This window comes from Exilibacterium tricleocarpae (assembly GCF_007004655.1).
Lineage (GTDB): Bacteria > Pseudomonadota > Gammaproteobacteria > Pseudomonadales > Cellvibrionaceae > Exilibacterium > Exilibacterium tricleocarpae.
Map to the genome: position 1 here is coordinate 638819 of NZ_ML660087.1, position 17738 is coordinate 656556.

At 60.3% G+C, this 17738-nt stretch carries 18 protein-coding genes and 1 riboswitch; of the genes, 10 read left to right on the forward strand and 8 right to left on the reverse strand.

The features are described 5' to 3' along the window. The 8 genes from rlmN (at window position 1) to der (ending at window position 9056) form a co-directional block, all read left to right on the forward strand. Window positions 1-1179 carry a dual-specificity RNA methyltransferase RlmN gene (gene rlmN / locus FKG94_RS02435; protein ID WP_142902571.1) on the forward strand — a complete coding sequence of 393 codons (1179 nt, stop codon included), beginning with the start codon at window positions 1-3 and terminating at the stop codon, window positions 1177-1179. Window positions 1180-1240: 61 nt separating this feature from the next. Continuing rightward, window positions 1241-2107, forward strand: a complete 867-nt coding sequence (pilW, locus tag FKG94_RS02440) for a type IV pilus biogenesis/stability protein PilW (protein WP_142902572.1) — start codon at window positions 1241-1243, stop codon at window positions 2105-2107. An 11-nt stretch (window positions 2108-2118) separates the two neighbouring features. Continuing rightward, entirely contained in the window at window positions 2119-3033 is a 915-nt protein-coding gene (locus tag FKG94_RS02445; RefSeq protein WP_179957453.1) for a RodZ domain-containing protein, read from the forward strand. Window positions 3034-3069: 36 nt separating this feature from the next. Then, window positions 3070-4182 carry a flavodoxin-dependent (E)-4-hydroxy-3-methylbut-2-enyl-diphosphate synthase gene (gene ispG / locus FKG94_RS02450; RefSeq protein ID WP_142902574.1) on the forward strand — a complete coding sequence of 371 codons (1113 nt, stop codon included), beginning with the start codon at window positions 3070-3072 and terminating at the stop codon, window positions 4180-4182. A gap of 58 nt (window positions 4183-4240) precedes the next feature. Continuing rightward, complete coding sequence (gene hisS, locus FKG94_RS02455) at window positions 4241-5506, forward strand: histidine--tRNA ligase (protein ID WP_142902575.1); 1266 nt, start codon at window positions 4241-4243, stop codon at window positions 5504-5506. Window positions 5507-5739: 233 nt separating this feature from the next. Continuing rightward, entirely contained in the window at window positions 5740-6432 is a 693-nt protein-coding gene (locus FKG94_RS02460; protein WP_142902576.1) for a YfgM family protein, read from the forward strand. Then, window positions 6429-7568, forward strand: a complete 1140-nt coding sequence (gene bamB / locus FKG94_RS02465) for an outer membrane protein assembly factor BamB (protein WP_142902577.1) — start codon at window positions 6429-6431, stop codon at window positions 7566-7568. The genes FKG94_RS02460 and bamB overlap by 4 nt, the downstream gene beginning before the upstream one ends. A 33-nt stretch (window positions 7569-7601) precedes the next feature. Then, window positions 7602-9056, forward strand: a complete 1455-nt coding sequence (gene der, locus FKG94_RS02470; protein WP_142902578.1) for a ribosome biogenesis GTPase Der — start codon at window positions 7602-7604, stop codon at window positions 9054-9056. 9 nt (window positions 9057-9065) lie between these two features. Here the strand turns inward: der and FKG94_RS02475 are convergent, their stop codons facing one another. The 6 genes from FKG94_RS02475 to FKG94_RS02500 all read right to left on the reverse strand — a co-directional run bounded on the left by FKG94_RS02475 (window position 9066) and on the right by FKG94_RS02500 (window position 14505). After that, complete coding sequence (locus tag FKG94_RS02475) at window positions 9066-10196, reverse strand: Wzz/FepE/Etk N-terminal domain-containing protein (RefSeq protein ID WP_142902579.1); 1131 nt, start codon at window positions 10194-10196, stop codon at window positions 9066-9068. Between the two features lie 277 nt (window positions 10197-10473). Beyond that, window positions 10474-10923 carry a hypothetical protein gene (locus FKG94_RS02480; protein WP_142902580.1) on the reverse strand — a complete coding sequence of 150 codons (450 nt, stop codon included), beginning with the start codon at window positions 10921-10923 and terminating at the stop codon, window positions 10474-10476. 113 nt (window positions 10924-11036) lie between these two features. Further along, complete coding sequence (locus FKG94_RS02485; protein WP_142902581.1) at window positions 11037-11831, reverse strand: thiazole synthase; 795 nt, start codon at window positions 11829-11831, stop codon at window positions 11037-11039. Next, the gene (thiS, locus tag FKG94_RS02490) at window positions 11831-12031 is read right to left on the reverse strand and encodes a sulfur carrier protein ThiS (protein WP_246124885.1); all 201 of its coding nucleotides are present in this window, start codon (window positions 12029-12031) and stop codon (window positions 11831-11833) included. The genes FKG94_RS02485 and thiS overlap by 1 nt, the downstream gene beginning before the upstream one ends. Window positions 12032-12095: 64 nt before the next feature. Then, entirely contained in the window at window positions 12096-13193 is a 1098-nt protein-coding gene (thiO, locus tag FKG94_RS02495; protein WP_142902582.1) for a glycine oxidase ThiO, read from the reverse strand. A gap of 125 nt (window positions 13194-13318) precedes the next feature. After that, window positions 13319-13431, reverse strand: a riboswitch (TPP riboswitch). Between the two features lie 45 nt (window positions 13432-13476). Next, window positions 13477-14505 (reverse strand): GlxA family transcriptional regulator, encoded by a 1029-nt coding sequence (locus FKG94_RS02500; protein WP_179957454.1) that lies wholly within the window; start codon window positions 14503-14505, stop codon window positions 13477-13479. Window positions 14506-14634: 129 nt separating this feature from the next. Between FKG94_RS02500 and FKG94_RS02505 the strand changes: the two genes are divergently transcribed. After that, window positions 14635-14820: a hypothetical protein gene (locus FKG94_RS02505; RefSeq protein WP_142902584.1), complete on the forward strand. Its 186-nt coding sequence runs from the start codon at window positions 14635-14637 to the stop codon at window positions 14818-14820. Next, window positions 14820-15188: a transglutaminase-like cysteine peptidase gene (locus FKG94_RS02510; protein WP_142902585.1), complete on the forward strand. Its 369-nt coding sequence runs from the start codon at window positions 14820-14822 to the stop codon at window positions 15186-15188. Before FKG94_RS02505 ends, FKG94_RS02510 begins: the two co-directional genes overlap by 1 nt. Before the next feature lie 33 nt (window positions 15189-15221). Here FKG94_RS02510 and FKG94_RS02515 read toward each other — a convergent pair whose 3' ends face one another. Both FKG94_RS02515 and FKG94_RS02520 read right to left on the reverse strand, forming a co-directional pair. Next, the gene (locus FKG94_RS02515; protein WP_142902586.1) at window positions 15222-16997 is read right to left on the reverse strand and encodes a di-heme-cytochrome C peroxidase; all 1776 of its coding nucleotides are present in this window, start codon (window positions 16995-16997) and stop codon (window positions 15222-15224) included. Window positions 16998-17199: 202 nt separating this feature from the next. Further along, window positions 17200-17700 (reverse strand): NUDIX hydrolase, encoded by a 501-nt coding sequence (locus tag FKG94_RS02520; RefSeq protein WP_142902587.1) that lies wholly within the window; start codon window positions 17698-17700, stop codon window positions 17200-17202. Window positions 17701-17738: the final 38 nt, after the last annotated feature.

Consider the following 17738-nt stretch of genomic DNA (forward strand, 5'->3'; position numbering starts at 1 on the left):
ATGACTGAACAGGCGCAAACCACAGACGCCCGGACGCCCAAGGTAAATCTGCTCGGCCTGACCCAGGCGGAGCTGGAGGATTTTTTTGCGCGCATTGGCGAGAAGCGTTTTCGCGCCGCCCAGGTGCTGAAGTGGATACACCAACAGGGCGTAGCCGACTTCGACGCGATGACCAATATCAGCAAAGACCTGCGGGGCAAACTCTCGCGTCTGGCTGAGGTCAGGGCGCCGGAGGTCCTGCAGCAACTGGACTCTGCCGACGGCACCCGCAAGTTTTTAATTCGCGTCAGCGGTGGCAATGCCATCGAGACGGTTTTTATTCCCGATGGCGAACGCGGCACGCTCTGTGTGTCATCGCAGGTGGGCTGCTCACTGGATTGCAGTTTCTGCGCCACCGGCAAACAGGGTTTCAACCGCGATCTGACCGCGGCGGAGATTATCGGCCAGGTGTGGATTGCGGCCAAGTCGTTCGGCCAGTTGGGCAGTGCCGGGGTGCGCAAGATCACCAATGTGGTGATGATGGGCATGGGAGAGCCGCTGTTGAACTTTGACAACGTCGTGGCGGCCATGAACCTGATGCTGCACGACAACTGCTACGGCCTCTCCAAGCGCCGGGTGACCCTGAGTACCTCCGGGGTAGTGCCCGCCCTGGATCGACTGGGCGAGTATACCGATGTGTGCCTGGCCATATCGCTGCACGCGCCCAATGATGAGTTGCGCAACCAACTGGTGCCCATCAACCGCAAATACCCGATTGCCATGCTGCTGGCGTCGGCACGGCGCTATATCGAAGGGTTGCCGGACAATCACCGCAAAATCACCATTGAGTACACCTTGATCGACGGGGTCAACGATCGCCCGCACCACGCCCGGGAGCTGGCGGAACTGTTGAAAGATGTGCCGGTCAAGATTAATCTGATTCCGTTTAATCCGTTTTCCCAGTCCGATTACCGGCGGGTCAGCGACGGTGCCCTGCGCCGGTTTCAGAATTTATTGATACAGGCGGGCTTTACGACCACCGTGCGCACGACCCGCGGTGACGACATCGATGCGGCCTGCGGCCAGTTGGCCGGCAGTGTCAATGATCGCACGCGCCGCAGCGAGCGCTACCGGGACGCCCGCAACGGCGCGCAACAGCGCGTGCAGCCGGAGCCGGTGCGATTCGTCGCCGGGCGTTGATAAACGCAACGATTGATTGAATATAACCGTCGATACAGACGATAGCAGGGGGTGGTTAAAGATGGCAGTAGCTGTGATCGGCGCTGGTGTCGCAGGAGACCGTATCCGAGGAGACAGTTTCCGAGGAGAGAATGGTGGAGGCGCTGGTCGCGGGTGGTCCGCCCGCGTCGCGTTGCTGCTGCTGACGGGCGTTCTGGCGCTTGTTTCCGGCTGTGTCACCACCAATGCGCCGGGGAGCAAACCCAAACCCAAGATTGATAAGGAAAAGGCGCTGCAGACTTATATTCAACTCGGCATAGGCTATCTCAGCAAGAAAAACCGCGAATCGGCCCGCTACCACTTCAATAAGGCGTTTGAGATCGACCGCAATGCACCCGGTGCCCACAACGGCATGGCGCTACTATACAAGCTCGAGGGAGAGCCGGAACTGGCGGAAAAGCATTTTCGTCGCGCCATCAGGGTGAATCCGCGATTTTCCCAGGCGCACAACAATTACGGGTCATTTCTGTATTCGCGCGAGCGTTACAAAGAGGCCTACAAGCATTTCAAACTGGCTGCTGACGATATCGGCTACGACCGGCGGCCGATCGCGCTGGCGAATCTGGGTCGCGCGGCCTTGAGACTGGACCGTGTGGAGCGGGCCAAGGCCGTCTTCGAGCACTCCCTGAGTCTCGATAACCGGCTATCCATGGCGTTGGTGGAGCTGGCGGATATTTATTTTCAGGAGCAGGATTATGCCGCCGCCAAACGCCATCTGGACCAGTTTGCGCGGGTCGCGCCGCAGACGCCACGGACCCTGTGGCTGGGTATTCGTATAGAGCGCATTTTTGGCAACAAGGACAAAGAGGCCAGTTACGCGCTGGCGTTGAGAAATTTGCATCGCTACTCGCGAGAGTACCTCGAGTATCAAAAAGCGCTAAAAAACTAAACGACATGTCCATGAGCGCCGACGACACCTCAACAACTTCCCCGCCGCCGGCAACCGACCACACGCCGGGGGCGCGGCTGCGGGCGGCTCGCGAAGCGGCCAATCTGACGCCCCAGAGTGTGGCGGCGGAACTGCGTATACCTGAAGACAAGTTGTGCGCACTGGAGCAGGACCATTACGAATATATGGTGTCTGAAACCTTTGTGCGCGGTTATATCCGCCGCTACGCCGGGCTGGTGAATCTGGACGGCGACGAACTGGTCGCCTGTTACGACCACTATCTGGCGGAGATGCGGCGCACCACGGAGCGGGTCACCCAGGCGGACCTCGGCACCGGGCGCCAAGCGGCGGCGCGGCGGTTGCCGAGCTGGATGATGCCCGCGGCCATTGCCAGCGCGTTGATGCTGGTGTGGGTATTGGCCGTGAACCTATTTGAGGAGCCGCAATCGCCCGGACCGATGGCCGCGCCCGGCACCGGTGTGGCCGGCGAGTCGCCGGCGCCGTCGGGTCCGGCCTCCATCGACAGCGATGGTCTGCAGGACCAGCCGGCGCCGGCAGGTGAACTGGCGTCGATGGCCCCGGCCACCGCTGAGCCTGCGCCGGCCGCACCTGTGTCTGCCGAACCCGCGGCGGACGCTTCCGGCCCGGCAGACCTCGTTGCGCCAGCGCCGCAGGTGGCTGCGGTCAGCGATAGTTTGGAATTGTCCTTCACCGACGAATGCTGGGTCGAGGTCACCGACGCCGGCGGCAAGGTGCTGATCGCTGACCTGCAGCGGGCCGGGCAAACGGTGTCCCTGAGCGGCGCGGCGCCGTTCAATATTATGTTGGGTAATGCGCGCGCCGTTGCCGTGACACTCAATGGGGCGGCGGTCGCCGTCAATCCGCAGAGCGGGCGGAAAACGCTGCGCTTCATCGTCGGTGAATAGTCCGGTCCCGACCCCCAGTGTATAGGTAGCTAGACTATGTTTTATCAATCCCCCATCAAACGTCGCCGGTCGCGCCAGATTATGGTCGGCAAGGTGGCGGTGGGCGGTGACGCCCCCATCTCCGTGCAGAGTATGACCAACACGGAGACCACCGATGTGGCGGCCACAGTGGAGCAGATTCAGCGTCTGGAAAACGCCGGCGCCGATATTGTCCGGGTCTCGGTGCCCTCGTTGGATGCCGCCGAGGCGTTCGGCAAAATCCGCGCCCAGGTCGAGGTACCGCTGGTGGCCGATATCCATTTTGACTACCGCATTGCGCTGCGGGTGGCCGACCTGGGGGTCGACTGCCTGCGCATCAACCCGGGCAATATCGGGCGCGAGAAGCGTATCCGCGCGGTGGTCGACAAGGCCCGCGACCTGGGTATTCCGATTCGCATCGGTGTCAATGCCGGTTCATTGGAGAAGGACCTGCAGAAAAAATACGGTGAACCGACGCCGGCGGCCCTGGTGGAGTCGGCTTTGCGCCACGTGGCCATTTTGGACGACCTGGATTTCAGGGATTTCAAAGTCAGTGTCAAAGCTTCCGATGTCTTTATGGCGGTGGCGGCCTACCGCGAACTGGCCGGGCAGATCGAGCAACCGCTGCATCTGGGCATTACCGAGGCCGGCGGCCTGCGCTCCGGTACCGTTAAATCCGCTGTCGGTCTGGGCGCGCTGCTGATGGACGGGATCGGCGATACGCTGCGCATTTCGCTGGCCGCCGATCCGGTGGAGGAGGTCAAGGTCGGCTGGGATCTGCTGAAGAGCCTGAAGTTGCGTTCCAAGGGCATCAACTTTATTGCCTGCCCCAGTTGCTCGCGGCAGAACTTCGACGTGATTCAGACCATGAACGAACTGGAGACCCGTCTCGAAGATGTGACGACGGCACTGGATGTGGCGGTGATCGGCTGTGTGGTGAACGGACCGGGGGAGGCGAAAGAGGCGGATATCGGCCTGGCCGGCGGCACTCCCAATAACCTGATTTATATCGACGGTGAACCGAGCCAGAAACTCAAAAAAGAGTCCCTGGTCGATGATCTGGAGCGTTTGATCAGGGAAAAAGCCGCCGTCAAGGCGGAGCAACAGAAAGACCTGATTGCAAAAGCCTGACCCCCGGTAAACCGGCGGCCGATTGTTTTGCTGTTGACAATGAAGTTGGGAATTAATCTTGGAAAAAATTCAAGCTATACGGGGTATGAACGATCTGCTACCGGACCAATCGGCGCTCTGGCAATACCTGGAGGCCGCGGTCGCGGGCGTCGTACAAGGTTACGGTTACCGGCAGATTCGTTTCCCTATTCTCGAGGAAACCGAACTGTTCAAGCGCTCTATCGGTGAGGTGACCGATATTGTTGAAAAAGAGATGTACACCTTCGACGATCGCAATGGTAAGAGCGTGACCCTGCGACCCGAGGGCACGGCGTCCTGTGTGCGCGCCTGTGAGGAACACGGTCTGCTATACAACCAGGTACAGCGTCTCTGGTACGGCGGGCCCATGTTCCGCTATGAAAAACCACAGAAGGGGCGCCTGCGCCAGTTCCACCAGATCGGGGTGGAGGCCTTCGGCATGGCGGGGCCTGATATCGACGCCGAGATTTTATTACTGAGTGCCAGGCTGTGGCGGACGCTGGGGGTCGAGCAGGCGGTGACCCTGCAGCTCAACACGCTCGGTACACCGGCGTCGCGGGCCGCCTTTCGCGATGCCCTGGTGGCTTACCTGAGCGCAAGAAAGGACCAACTCGATGCGGACAGCCGGCGCCGGCTGGACAGTAACCCGCTGCGTATCCTCGACAGCAAAGATGCCGATACCCAGGCGCTGCTGGCGCAGGCGCCGGTACTGTTCGATTACCTGGACGACGAATCACGCGCACATTTTGACCGTTTGCAGGGGCTGCTGGACGCCGCCGGTATTGCCTATCAAATCAACCCCCGTATAGTGAGGGGCCTGGATTACTACAGCAACACGGTGTTCGAGTGGGTCACCGATAAGCTGGGTGCCCAGGGTACCGTGTGCGCCGGCGGCCGCTACGATGGCCTGGTGGCGCAGTTGGGGGGGCGACCGACTCCCGCGGTGGGGTTTGCCATGGGTATCGAGCGCCTGGCTTTGCTGGTGGAAACGCTGGACCGGATACCCCCGGGGCTTGATCGACAGGCCGACATTTACCTGGTAGTGGCGGGTGACGTGCAGGCCGCGGCGGTCCGGCTCGGGGAACAATTGCGCACGGCGTTGCCGCGCCTGAGACTGCTGACCCATTGCGGCGGGGGCAGTTTCAAGAGCCAGATGAAAAAGGCCGACCGCAGTGGCGCGTCGGTGGCACTGATTCTCGGTGCGGATGAAGTGGCCGGCAATCGGGTTGCGCTGAAGTATTTACGTGAGGAAAAGGCGCAGGAAACTCTCACCGTTGAAGAGGTTATCAGCCGCCTGCGAGGCTGAGTCGAACGGCGCCTGCGAAGGTGTCGCGGGGGCCCACAACAGGTGCGTGAAGGATAGTGGTGAGCGGCGGCGGTCAGGAAATGTATTCCCGGAAAATAGCCAGAGACCGTAGTGAAAGAAAGGTAGTTGAAGAAAGATAGTTGAAGAAAGCTAGTGGCTAGCAATAGTAGCTAGAAGCAGTAGTTAGAAACAGTAGCTGAAAACCTTGGCAAAACAGTAATCAGGAGTCTTTTGTGGCGGATCATCTTACCGAAGAAGAACAATTAGAAACCCTTAAAAGGTGGTGGAAGGAGAATGGCAAGTCCACGATAGCGGGGGTGGTTCTCGCTGTTGCAGGTTATTTCGGCTGGGAGGCCTGGCAGACTCAGCAGCGCGATCAGGCCGAGTCCTCGGCGGCGCTCTACGAACAACTGGTCGAGGTGCTGGCGGTCGAGCCCGGCCAGTCGTTGAGCGAGGAGCAGCGGGCCAATGCCACCCATTTTGTCCAGCAGTTGCAGGACGGTGATCCGGGCAGTCTCTATGCCAAGAATGCGGCACTGATGGTGGCGAAACTGAGTGCTGAGAACGACGACCTCGAGCAGGCGGCAATCCATTTGCGTTGGATTCTCGACAACCGGCCGTCGGACGGCATCAGCCTGGTGGCCAGGGTGCGCTTGTCGCGCGTGTTACTGGCCCAGGCGCAGTTGGATGAGGCGCTGGCGCTGGTGGAGGGCGAGACGGACCCGAGCTTCACCGCGGTCTATGCCGAGGCCAGGGGTGATGTGTTGGTCGCCATGGAACGGGTTGCGGACGCTCGTGCGGCCTATCAGTTGGCACTCGACAGGCTGTTGCCGGGTCAGTCCAACCGCCGTCCCATCCTGCAAATGAAACTCGACGACCTGCAGCTCGCCGCGCCCGCCGTCGCCAGTGCGGAGGAGGCGCCATGAGGCGTCTCACGCTCGCTCTGTGCGCCGCCCTGATTGTCGGCTGTTCCTCAACCGACAGCATCGATCTGGAGCCCGCTGAGCTGGTGGATTTTGAAGCCACCGGCAAGATTCGGACCGTCTGGTCCAGAAATGTGGGTGCCGGGCAGGATAAACGCTATACCCTGCTGGTGCCGGCGCTTGCTGCAGAGGCGGTGTTTGCGGTTGATGTAAAAGGCCGGGTCACGGCGCTAAACCGCAGTGACGGCAAGCGGCTGTGGAGAACCGACCTGGACACGCCGGTATCGGGTGGTGTCGGTGCCGGCTCCGGGCTGGTGCTGGTGGGGACCTACGCGGGACAGGTCATAGCGTTGAACCAGGCGGACGGCAGCGAGTTGTGGCGCACCCAGGTAAGCAGTGAAGTGCTGGCACCGCCGCAGACCAATGGTGACATCGTGGTGGCGCAGACTGTGGACGGCAAACTGGTCGGCCTCGAGGCCAAAACCGGGGCGCGCCGCTGGTTATATGAAAACACTCTGCCGGTGCTGACCCTGCGGGGTACGGGTACGCCGGTATTGAGAGGCGACGCTGTCTACGCCGGCTTTGCCAACGGCAAGGTCATTGCGGTGAGCGCCAGTGACGGGGTATTGCGTTGGGAACAACGGGTGGGGTTGGCCCAGGGCCGCACCGAGTTGGAGCGAGTGGTGGATATCGACGGCTCGCCGATGTTGCACGGCGATTTAGTCTATGCCGTCAGCTTTCAGGGTCGCCTCGGTGCCTTTGGTCGTGCCAATGGTCGCGTGATTTGGGCCCAGGAAAATTCGAGCTTCCAGAATCTGGCGGCCGGTATCTCCAATGTGTATGTGGTAACCGACAGTGACAGCGTACAGGCCTACCAGGCCAACAGCGGTGAACTGATCTGGGACAACGACCAGTTGGTTCGCCGCAAGGTATCGGCGCCGCAAACCTTCGCCAACTATGTGGCCGTGGGTGATGACGATGGCTATCTGCATGTCTTCAGCCAGGCGGATGGCAGCTACGTGGCCCGGCGCAAGCTCGACGGCGATGGTTTGCGCTCGCCTATGATTGCCGCCGGCGACCAGCTTTTTGCTCTGGGCAACAGCGGCAAATTGGTCGCCCTAGAGGTCGTGAAAAAGTAAGCCCGCGTTGAGGCCACTTCAGAGACAGGTGTCATGGTTCCGGTAATCGCTTTGGTGGGACGTCCCAATGTAGGCAAGTCCACCCTGTTCAACTGCCTGACTCGCTCGCGCGATGCGCTGGTGGCCAACTACGCCGGTCTCACCCGCGATCGCAAGTACGGCGAGGCGGATATCGCCGGTCGCCGTTGTATCGTGATCGATACCGGCGGCATCAGCGGCGATGAGACCGGGATAGATACCATCATGGCCGGCCAGTCGCTGCAGGCGATCGATGAAGCCGACAGCGTGCTGTTTATGGTCGATTGCCGCGACGGCCTGACCCCGGCTGACGCAATGATTGCCAAGCACCTGCGTGTCACCGGCAAGCGCACCTACCTGGTGGCCAATAAAATCGACGGTCTCAACCACGATCTGGCCGTTGCACCTTTCTATGAACTCGGTCTCGGCGATATCTATGCCACTACCGCCACTCACGGGCGCGGGGTGAAAACCCTGATGCAGGCGGTGCTCGACGGCTGCGAGCCACAGGCGACTGCCGGCGTTGCGGAAAACTCAGAGGATGAACGCTCAGAAAATAAAACAGCAGCGGGCGAAGACACGGCGGAGGAAATCGCCGGTGGGATTAAGATTGCTATTGCCGGGCGACCCAATGTGGGTAAGTCCACGCTGGTCAATCGCCTGCTCGGCGAAGAGCGGGTGGTGGTATACGATCTGCCGGGCACCACCCGGGACAGTATCTACATCAACTATGAGCGCCAGGGCAAGGCTTATACACTGATTGATACGGCGGGTGTGCGGCGGCGCAAGAACATCAAGTTAACCGTGGAAAAGTTTTCCATTGTAAAAACACTGCAGGCTATTGACGACGCCAACGTCGTGATTCTATTGCTTGATGCCAGCGAGGGGCTGGTGGATCAGGACCTGCATCTAATGGGACATGTTATCGATGCGGGACGCGCCCTGGTGGTCGCCCTGAACAAGTGGGACGGCCTCGAAGACGATCACAAGAGCTACCTAAAAAAGGAATTGGAACGCCGGCTGCGCTTTGTGGATTTTGCAGACATTCATTTTATTTCGGCGTTGCACGGCACCGGTGTCGGGCATTTATATCAATCGGTGGAGCGGGCCTACCACTCCGCCACCGACAAATTAACCACCAACCACCTCACCCGCATTTTGCAGGATGCCGTCGGCGACCACCCGCCACCGCTGGTACACGGCCATCGGATCAAGCTGCGTTATGCCCACCCGGGCGGGCACAACCCGCCCATTATCGTGATTCACGGCAACCAGACTGAGGCGGTGCCGGCGCACTATCGGCGCTATCTCGAAAAGACGTTTCGACGCGCTCTGGAGTTACACGGCACACCGATTCGGATTGAATTCAAAACCACCGAGAACCCCTTTGCCGGGCGCAAGAACAAGCTGACGGCGCGGCAGATTGCCAAAAAACGCCGGTTGATGAAACACACCAAGAAGAAAAAGTAACGGCCGGGCTCACAGCACGGCGTAGTGGCCCTCGCGCCTTAGAATTTCTTTTTTGTATCCCGCCATATAGGCCGATTGCGTGCGAATTTTGTAAGCGCGTATCCCCTGTCTCACAAAAACGGTTACCAGGCCTGCGATCAGACCGATGACCACCGCGGCGATGAGTATCAACGCGGTTTTGGGCGCGGCGGGTTGTGTCGGGGCAAGAATTGAAGCCGGCAGGGTAAATGCGTCGATACTGGTTTGATGCTGGCGTACTTTCTCGGCATCCATCAGCAGCGCGCTTTTGGCTGCTTCCAGTTGTCGCAGCTCGGGGATGAATGCATCTTTTTGTTTGCGGCTTTGCAGTGCTGCAAGTTCCGCCTGTAGCGCCCTGGTGCCCAACAGGTAGAGTTTGTCATTGAACGGCGTTACTTCCGTGTGGGCCAGATGGTCGATCCTCGGTTCCTGGATGCTGAGTGCCGCGGCGATATCTGCGGCTTCGGCCAGAACTGCGGCCTTATCAAGCCGTTTGTTTTCAGCCTGTTGCCGGGCCTGTTCCATCGATCGGTCGATATACTGGATGCTGGCGTCGAGGGCGGCCAACAGGTCCCGGGAGACCGACACGATGACTGCCTGGCTGACAAAGTTCAGGTATGCTTTGAGTTGCGTTGCGGTTTCCTGCGGTTGTGTGCCGTGCAGGTTGATGGCGGCCCGGGTACCGCTTTTCTCTTTGCTAACACTCAAAGCGTCGAGAAATTGCTTGGCCGTTTGTGGGTTTGCGCCTTGCGGATTGACTTGTGCACCCGTGGTGGAGAGAAACTGCTCCGCCATATTTTCACTGTGCAGTTTCATTAACGCGGTGTTGAACAACAGTTCGGGACTGAGTTCACCGGTAGCGCGGTTTTCTGCATCCGCGCTGAAACCGGGAGAGATCAGCGCCAGTTGAATGGTATTGACCGGATAAATATCGGCACTGGCGTTGTACAGTTTAGGTGTCAGGCCGACATAGATCGCCGCCAGCGTCACGGCGGTGACCATCAGACCCAGCAACACCCGGCGGCCGTTCCAAACGACGGCGATCAATTCGAACAAGTCTATTTCGTCATCGGAACCGACGGTGGCCGACTGCAACGGAATCTGATTGGCAGGAGCGTTCATAGTCTGTATCTCGAAGTGATTACACTGTGCCACATTCTGAGATAGTTTGAGCTGTTCCGAGAGCTTGGCACAGATTTAGCCAGCGGATCGCATAGGGCGTAATTAGATCGATACCACTAGCGCACATAATAGCGGTGTGCGCGGAAGTGGAACCAGTAAAAAGTTGTAAACTGTCATGCAGGAGAATACGCCGCCAGAAAAGTGTGTACTGCCGGTACAGTAAAATGGAAACAGTGGGGCGACAACCGACGGCGCGGGTTGTCACCCGACAGGAGCGTTACTGGCTGTTACAGCTCCAACCCCAGCCCTGGAGTTTTTCTACAAAAGTGGCGGCCTGTTGTTCGCAATAGCCCTCGGCACTGCTCGCACTCCACAGTGTTTGTTTGACACCGGGCGTTTCCACATCTTTGTAGTAACTCACTTCGCAGGGAGTATTGGTCACCGGGTCCAGGTAGTCTACCTCCACGCGTCGCTGTAAATCTTGCAGCACACAGGTGTAGCTGATCGTGCGCGGGTCCGTGTCGCCGGTTACTTCAGCGGCGGCGCTTTCCTCTTGCGTCACTGGTGTTGCGTCGGCTTCGGCTGCGGTTGGCGTTGCTGCCTCCGACTCCAGCTGCGTGGCTTGTTCCACCGCCTGCTCGCCGGTGTTGGTTTGCGCCGTCGCTGCAACGGCAGCGATAAGCAGCAGAAAACTTATGCCAGACATCAGTGAATTATTTATTGTCATGGTGCTTGTCTCCCTGTTGGGTATTGGCAACGAACGCCCATTCTAGATAAGTCAGACGAAAAAAAAGGTGAACTCAGTGACAGAAATGGCAACTGAGCGGCATATTAGTGTTGTCATTCACCCTGTTGATGCCAGAACGGCTGCCCCAGTGTCGGTGTGCTGGGAGTCGCGGTCTGTCGTTTATGCATCAACCCGGCCCGCGATGCCTGGCGCCCCGCCCCGATGGCGGCGGCAAAAGCGGCGGCCATGGCGGCCGGGTCCCGCGCCCGGGCGACGGCGGTGTTTAACAGCACCGCATCGAAGCCCATTTCCATGGCTTCTGCGGCCTGCGAAGGTGCGCCGAGACCGGCATCGATAATCAACACGGTATCGGGCAGGCGTTCGCGCAGTGTGCGCAAGTGATAGCGATTCAACAGCCCTTGACCGGTGCCGATCGGCGCCCCCCAGGGCATCAGTACCCGACAGCCCACATCGAGCAGGCGCTGGCAGAGAATCAGATCGTCGGTGCAGTAGGGCAGCACTTTAAATCCCCGCCGCACGAGTTGTTCGGCGGCATCGACCAGACCGAAAGGGTCCGGTTGCAAGTTATAGTCGTCGCCGATCACTTCCAGTTTAATCCAGGGAGTGGCAAAAATTTCCCGCGACATTTCCGCCAGCGTCACCGCCTCTTTGGCGGATTTGCAGCCGGCGGTATTTGGCAACAGTTTGCGCCCGCTTTGCCGAATGCAGTCCCACAGGCTGTCGCCGTCGCGATCGGCAGGATTTTGCCGGCGCAGTCCCAGGGTTACAATTTCACAGCCCGAGGCGGTGATTGCCTCGCGCATAATTTGCGGCGACGGGTAGAGCGCTGTGCCGAGTAGAAATCGGCTGGAGAATGTTTCGTCGTAAAGTGTTAGTGCGTCATCCATCAGCCACCTCCCACAGGTTTAACGATATCGATTCGATCACCCGCTTCCAGGATTCGCGTCGCGTAATTTGAACGGGATACAAACTCGCCGTTGATAGCGACTGCAATAGTTTGACCGCCAAATTGCCACAGCTCGATGGCGGCGCTGAGTGTCGTAGCGCCGGCAACTTCTACCGGCTCGTTGTTTAAGCTGACCTTCACTATGTCTTCTCGTCGCAGTATTACAAATAGTGTTGCAAGGTATGCCAACCCGCCGGATGATCTGTCAGGCAACCTGTTCCATACCGAGAGCATCGGCAAACGGCAGGGCTCCGCCTTCGATCAATGCCAGAATATGACCGATGACCACCGGTGCCAGCAGGTACCCGTGCCGGTAGAGGCCGTTGGCGCTGATCAGGCCTTGCCGGTGTTGAACACGGGGCAGATTGTCCAGCAGTGCCGGGCGCAGGTTAGCCTTCAGCTCCACCACCCGGGCTTCGGCGAAGGCCGGATTGAGCGTATAGAGGGCACTGCCCAATTCCAGGTTGGACCTCAGGGTCACGGGACCGCGGTCCTCGCTTTCAATTTGCGTGGCGCCGATGACGAAACAGTGGTTGGCTTTCGGTACAACGTAGAGCTGGTAACGCGGGTGCATAAGCCGAACCGGGCGCTGCAGAGTCACTTCGGGGGTTTGCACTGCCAGCACTTCGCCGCGCACACCGCGCAATCCGGGCCACTGGCGTTTAGCGCCGACGCCGCGGCAATCGACCACCAGATCGAACTCCTCGCGTTGTCCGCTGTTTATGGATACGGCGCCGGGCTGCAGTTCGACAGCACAGTTTTCCCGACAGTCCGCCCGCTGCGTGCGGATGACCTGCAGCAGGGCCCGCAATAAATGCCGGTTATCGATATGGGCTTCGTCCTCCAGCAGCAGCCCCTGTTGAAACTGGCCGCTGAGGTCGGGTTCGTGCGCCTCGATGCCGGCGCCGTCGAGCCAATGAAAGCGACCGCGGTCGGCCAGTGTGTGGCGCAGGTCGCTGTGAAACTGCAGCAGCTCGGCGCTGTCCTGGGGATGGGCGACGATCAGGCTGCCATTGTGCTGGCAGGCCACGGCCTCGCCGCTTTGCTCGTGCAGTTCGCGCAGCCAGTCGGGCCAGAGGGCCAGTGCTGCCATGCCCATCTCGTAGACGCTGGCGCCGCCTTCCACCGCCTCGCTGAGCGGTGCGATCATACCGGCGGCGGTATGGGCGGCGGCCGCCGGTTGTGCCAGCGCCCCGGCTTCGAACAGGGTGACGGCGTGTCCCCGGCGCAACAGCCGCCAGGCCAGCAGGCGTCCGAGCAGGCCGGCACCGGCGATGGCAATTCGTTGAGTCTGCTCTGTCATTCAGTGGCCCGCAATATCAGAGAGCGAGTGGATGGTGACGATTTAACGGACTGTCTGCCGGTGGCGGGGGATCAGGGCGAGTGGGATACAAGCGGGTCTGGACCATAAATAATGGGCATGGAGCCCGGGGTCGCCGTCTTGTTTCCTACGCAGGATTTAACCTGATCAGGTTCCACGGGTTCGGTTGTCCGATCTCAGCCCCGCGCGCAAACTGCGCCGGGCGCCCCGACAAGAGTCAGCAGGCAGTCTACTTTGGATGGTGTGCGGCTGCAATACGTTTGCGCTATTCGGCCACCGCCGGCACCTGGTGGGCGATATGGAACTTGCGCCGGTATTCGCTGGGTGAGACCTTGCAGAGTTTTTTGAACAGGCGTCGAAACGCACTTTCGTCGCTGTAGCCGCAGCGTTCGACGATTTCACTGAAACGCAATTGGGTGGTCTCCAACAGCAGCTTGCTGTGCTCGATACGCGCCCGCTGGGTGTAGGTCTGGGGACTTTCCGCCAGGGTGTTTTGAAACCGTCGAATCAGGGTACGTGAACTCACTGCTACATGACGGGCGACATCCTCGACCTTGAAATCCTGCTGCAGATGGCGGTGAATCCAGGCCTGGGCTCTGGCGACCACGACGTCATCGTGGTTGGTATCGGGCAGGATAGCGTAGGGCGCCTGGCTGCGGCGCTGGTTATCCACCAGCATATACTTCGCTACCGTGCGTGCCAGCGGCTGACCGCCGTAGCGCTCGATAATGACCAGCATCAGGTCGGTGAAGCAACCGGAGCCGCCCCCGAGGATAAAGTGGTCACTGCAACGACAGATGGCATCCGCATCCAAATCCACCTGCGGATAGCGGCGGGCAAAGGCTTTGGTCAGCCACCAGGAGGTGGTGGCGGATTTGCCATCTAACAGTCCTGCTTCCGCCAGCAGGAAGGTGGCGCTGCAGTTGGTCACTACCCGATCAAAACGTTGATGGTTGTGTTTGAGCCAGTCTATCTGCGGTCGGTAGTGGGACAGGGCCCGGTCCAGGTGTCTACCGTCAGCCAGCATCAACCCCGGGACAATAAGCACGCCGTTGGATTCGGCGCTTGCCAGGTCGCCATCCACGGCCAGCGGATAGCCGGTGGAGCAGATGACCGGCTGCCCGTCGAGAGACAGCATGCGCAGCTTGAAGGGCTCCGGCTGCCCCTGGCTCAGGGCGACCCGGTTGGCCACATAGATCATATCGGCAAAGCCCATGACGCTGGCTGCCATGACTTTTGGGGCCAGCAGGAGGGTAGCGGTGATCACATCCGGACTCTCTGTGTTGGTAGTCATAGTGAACTGTCTGCCGAGTCTATGTCTTTTTGTCTCAAATAGCACGAAAAATGTCATATCCGCCACTTCTGTCTCTACGCACCACTGCCTAAACTGACTCCAACCCTGGCGCTAATGGAGGTAGTAGTGATGAAAGCTATTTCACGTCGTCGATTTCTCGCGTACACGGTTTCGGTTGCTGCGACGGCCTGGTTGCCGGGCTTGTTCAGCGGTTGCCAACGCCTGTCACCGGCGCCGTTTCAGACCGGTCGCCAGGTGCCGCCGCCCAAGGGTTGCACTGACCTGCGCGAGGTTGATCCGGGAGGGGATTGCTGATGCAAAGTGAAGAATTGCGGAGGGTATTGCTGGGGGTTCACCGGCAGGTTATGCGACACTTTATTTTTCGCTCCGACCGTGCCGAGCGCTGGGATATGCCGCCGCGCGGCTACGATGGCAGCGCGGTGCTGCGCGATGACTGCGACGGTTTCTGTCTGGCCTGCCGCACACTGCTGCGGCGGGCGGGCCTGCGCAGTCGGCTGGTGTATTGCGAAATCGCGCGCCGCGGGCACCTGGTGGTGGAGGTCGACGGCTGGATTCTGGACAACCTGCAAAAGACGGTCGTGCCCAATACCGTGTTGCGGGACTACCGCTGGTTGCGGATATCGGGTTACGAGCCCGGCGATCCCTGGCGCGAAATTATCTAGCCGCTGCCGCGACTCGCAGTACCTGAGGCCGGCTCAGAGGGTTTTCAGAAACTCCACCAAGTCGAACTTTTCGGCGTCGGTCAGGCCGCTGCCGTAGGGGTGTCCGCCGTTGTGATTGCCCGCCAGCCGGGTGTCAAATTCGAAGCCCCCGGTGCCGGCATCGGAGCGATAGCCGACCTTGATCGGGTCGAACTCGCGGCTGCCCACGTAAAAGCGGGTGGCGCGATGTTCCGGCGCCAGCAGCAGTTCGAACAGGTTGGGCACCGAGCCGTTGTGCAGGTAAGGTGCGGTTGCCCAGATGCCGTTCAGGGGCCGCGCCTTGTAGGAGCGCGGGTTAAAGGTTTTTTCAGCCCGGGCGCGACTGTAACTCTGAAATGCGGCTTTGACTGCGGCGGGGGGATGGCCCAGCAGGACGCCGGTGCCGACGGTGACCAGGGCGCTGCCCCTGGGGCTGATGGGCTGACTGCCGGCCCGGGTGGGTAGCTCGGGGCCGTAGCGGTCACCGCCAATCACATAGGCATGGGTACCCTCCAGTTTGCCGCTGGCCCAGGGCTGGCCGGTGCGGGTATTGGTGGCCAGGAGAAAATTGTCGGCCACTTTCGGATCTGTGCCCACTTTGGCCACCTCTATCATGACCGGTTCATAGCTTTTGTACTGGTCCCGGCGCGCCACCAGGGCATGACAGGCAATGCAGCGGGCGCGATAGATGGCCTCGCCGCGGGCCGCTTTGGCCGGGTCCGGCGCCGGCAGCAGGTTGGCCGGCCAGCGCGGTGCGCGCAGGCGCCGTACCAGCTTTTCGAGACGCCCTAAGTTTTCCATATTGACCGAGGACCGGTAGCCGAACCTGGAGGCGTTGCGCAGGTGGTCTTCCAGGGTATCCTCGGCCCTGAGGTAGGCGTCGCCGCTGCGGTTGACCACCTCCACCACGCCAAAGACGCCGATCACCTCACCGACATTGCGCATCAGTGGCCCGAAACCGGCCCTGTCGTTGGGGGCCAGGCCGGTCCACTGCACTACAGACGACTGCGAGGCCCCCCACAGGAAGGGATAGCTTACCGGTGCATCGGCCGGGCGCCAGTTATCCGGCGCCTTCAGTATCTGCGCCGTCACCTGGTTGAAGATCGCCCCGATAGCGTCGACGCGGCCGTGGCCGTAGGGATAGGGCCCCCGGTTTTGCTCTTGTTTGATTGCCAGCACCTGGGTCTGTAACTGCATCTTGCCCATCAACTCGGCCCTGGCGGCTGAGCTGGCGTTGTCGCCGAGCACCTTGCCGGCGAAGCGGTCGAATTTCTCCGCTGTCGTCCAGGTCATCAACAGGGCGTCGATAATCTGCTGGTTGAACGTTTCGAAGTCGCCCAGGGTGGGTGCGCCGTCGATAAGCGTGGGTTTGCCATCGAGCGCGATCCTATTGACGTGGCACAGGGCACAGGTGGGGCCGAGCCAGACGGTGCCCTCGGTGTCGGCGCCACCCTTGGCCAGTCCGATCGGCAGGCCGTCCGGGTTCCAGGTGGGATCGGCCGGGGCGGGAATATAGCCAAGGCGCTCGATATTGGCGTCGGCGCGCAGCAACTGTGTGCTGTCCTCCAACTCCAGGTGCAGAAACCAGTCGTAGGGGAGCAGCCGCGAGCCCTGGTCCATAAACCAGAATTGTTTGCGCTGGGTGTCACTCCAGCCCTGGGAAACTTCCCACCAGGGCAGGCCCTCGGCCGGGCGGGCGTCTGCGTAGTCGTCGCCGGACCAGACCGAGCAGTTGCTGAGGGTGACGGCGCCGGCGAGTAACAGGGCCAAGGCGTGCCATCTCGATCTCATACCGGGCTCCCCTGGTTTGTTATTGTCTGTGCACTGGGCTTGGAAGCTGTTTTACGCCGGCCCGGCTCCTGCGGCGTTATTTGTTATTGACCTGGCCAAGCCGGGCAGTTATGCAACAGCACCTGGTGATTATGAAACAGTATCCTGTTTATTAACAATGTCAAACAATACAGACCCACCCGATGGCCGATAAGGGACCCGATCAAGGTTCCTGGGTCAATAGTTGTTGCAGGTAGGCGGCCTGTTCGGGAAAGCGCCAGGAGAGTTGCTGAAACTGATCGGCGGGCAGCCAGCGCACTGCTTTGACTTCGCCGCGGTCGCTTGGGTTGGGGGTGGCGTGAGGGGTGGCGTGAGGGCCGGCGGCGCTGCAACGGAACAGGTGAAAACCGTTGTTGAATACCCGCACCAGGTTGCCGACTTCGACTGCGAGGCCGGTCTCTTCCCAGGTTTCCCGCTGCGCGGTGCACTGTGCCGCTTCGCCCCGGCCCGAGCTGCCGCCGGGCAGACTCCAGCGTCCGGAACGCTGCTGAATAACGAGCAGTTTCTTGTCGTGAATGACAAGGCAGCCGGCGTTGGCCCCGGGCAACGGGTTGGCGGGGGTGGAGCAGGTGAAATCCGCTGCGCAGCCGGTCAGAAACAGAAGACACACTGCAGGTGCCAGCAGTTTTACAGGGCAAATTAATTGCGGTAATTGCGTGATCATAGTGACGATGCCGGTTGTCTGGTCATAGCCGTGATTGA

Excerpts from the sequence above, each read along its gene's own strand:
- rlmN (WP_142902571.1), top strand. The coding sequence starts at position 1 with ATGACTGAACAGGCGCAAACCACAGACGCCCGGACGCCCAAGGTAAAT.
- pilW (WP_142902572.1), top strand. The coding sequence starts at position 1,241 with ATGGCAGTAGCTGTGATCGGCGCTGGTGTCGCAGGAGACCGTATCCGA.
- FKG94_RS02445 (WP_179957453.1), top strand. The coding sequence starts at position 2,119 with ATGAGCGCCGACGACACCTCAACAACTTCCCCGCCGCCGGCAACCGAC.
- ispG (WP_142902574.1), top strand. The coding sequence starts at position 3,070 with ATGTTTTATCAATCCCCCATCAAACGTCGCCGGTCGCGCCAGATTATG.
- bamB (WP_142902577.1), top strand. The coding sequence starts at position 6,429 with ATGAGGCGTCTCACGCTCGCTCTGTGCGCCGCCCTGATTGTCGGCTGT.
- der (WP_142902578.1), top strand. The coding sequence starts at position 7,602 with ATGGTTCCGGTAATCGCTTTGGTGGGACGTCCCAATGTAGGCAAGTCC.
- FKG94_RS02475 (WP_142902579.1), bottom strand. The coding sequence starts at position 10,196 with ATGAACGCTCCTGCCAATCAGATTCCGTTGCAGTCGGCCACCGTCGGT.
- FKG94_RS02480 (WP_142902580.1), bottom strand. The coding sequence starts at position 10,923 with ATGACAATAAATAATTCACTGATGTCTGGCATAAGTTTTCTGCTGCTT.
- FKG94_RS02485 (WP_142902581.1), bottom strand. The coding sequence starts at position 11,831 with ATGGATGACGCACTAACACTTTACGACGAAACATTCTCCAGCCGATTT.
- thiO (WP_142902582.1), bottom strand. The coding sequence starts at position 13,193 with ATGACAGAGCAGACTCAACGAATTGCCATCGCCGGTGCCGGCCTGCTC.
- FKG94_RS02500 (WP_179957454.1), bottom strand. The coding sequence starts at position 14,505 with ATGACTACCAACACAGAGAGTCCGGATGTGATCACCGCTACCCTCCTG.
- FKG94_RS02505 (WP_142902584.1), top strand. The coding sequence starts at position 14,635 with ATGAAAGCTATTTCACGTCGTCGATTTCTCGCGTACACGGTTTCGGTT.
- FKG94_RS02510 (WP_142902585.1), top strand. The coding sequence starts at position 14,820 with ATGCAAAGTGAAGAATTGCGGAGGGTATTGCTGGGGGTTCACCGGCAG.
- FKG94_RS02515 (WP_142902586.1), bottom strand. The coding sequence starts at position 16,997 with ATGAGATCGAGATGGCACGCCTTGGCCCTGTTACTCGCCGGCGCCGTC.
- FKG94_RS02520 (WP_142902587.1), bottom strand. The coding sequence starts at position 17,700 with ATGATCACGCAATTACCGCAATTAATTTGCCCTGTAAAACTGCTGGCA.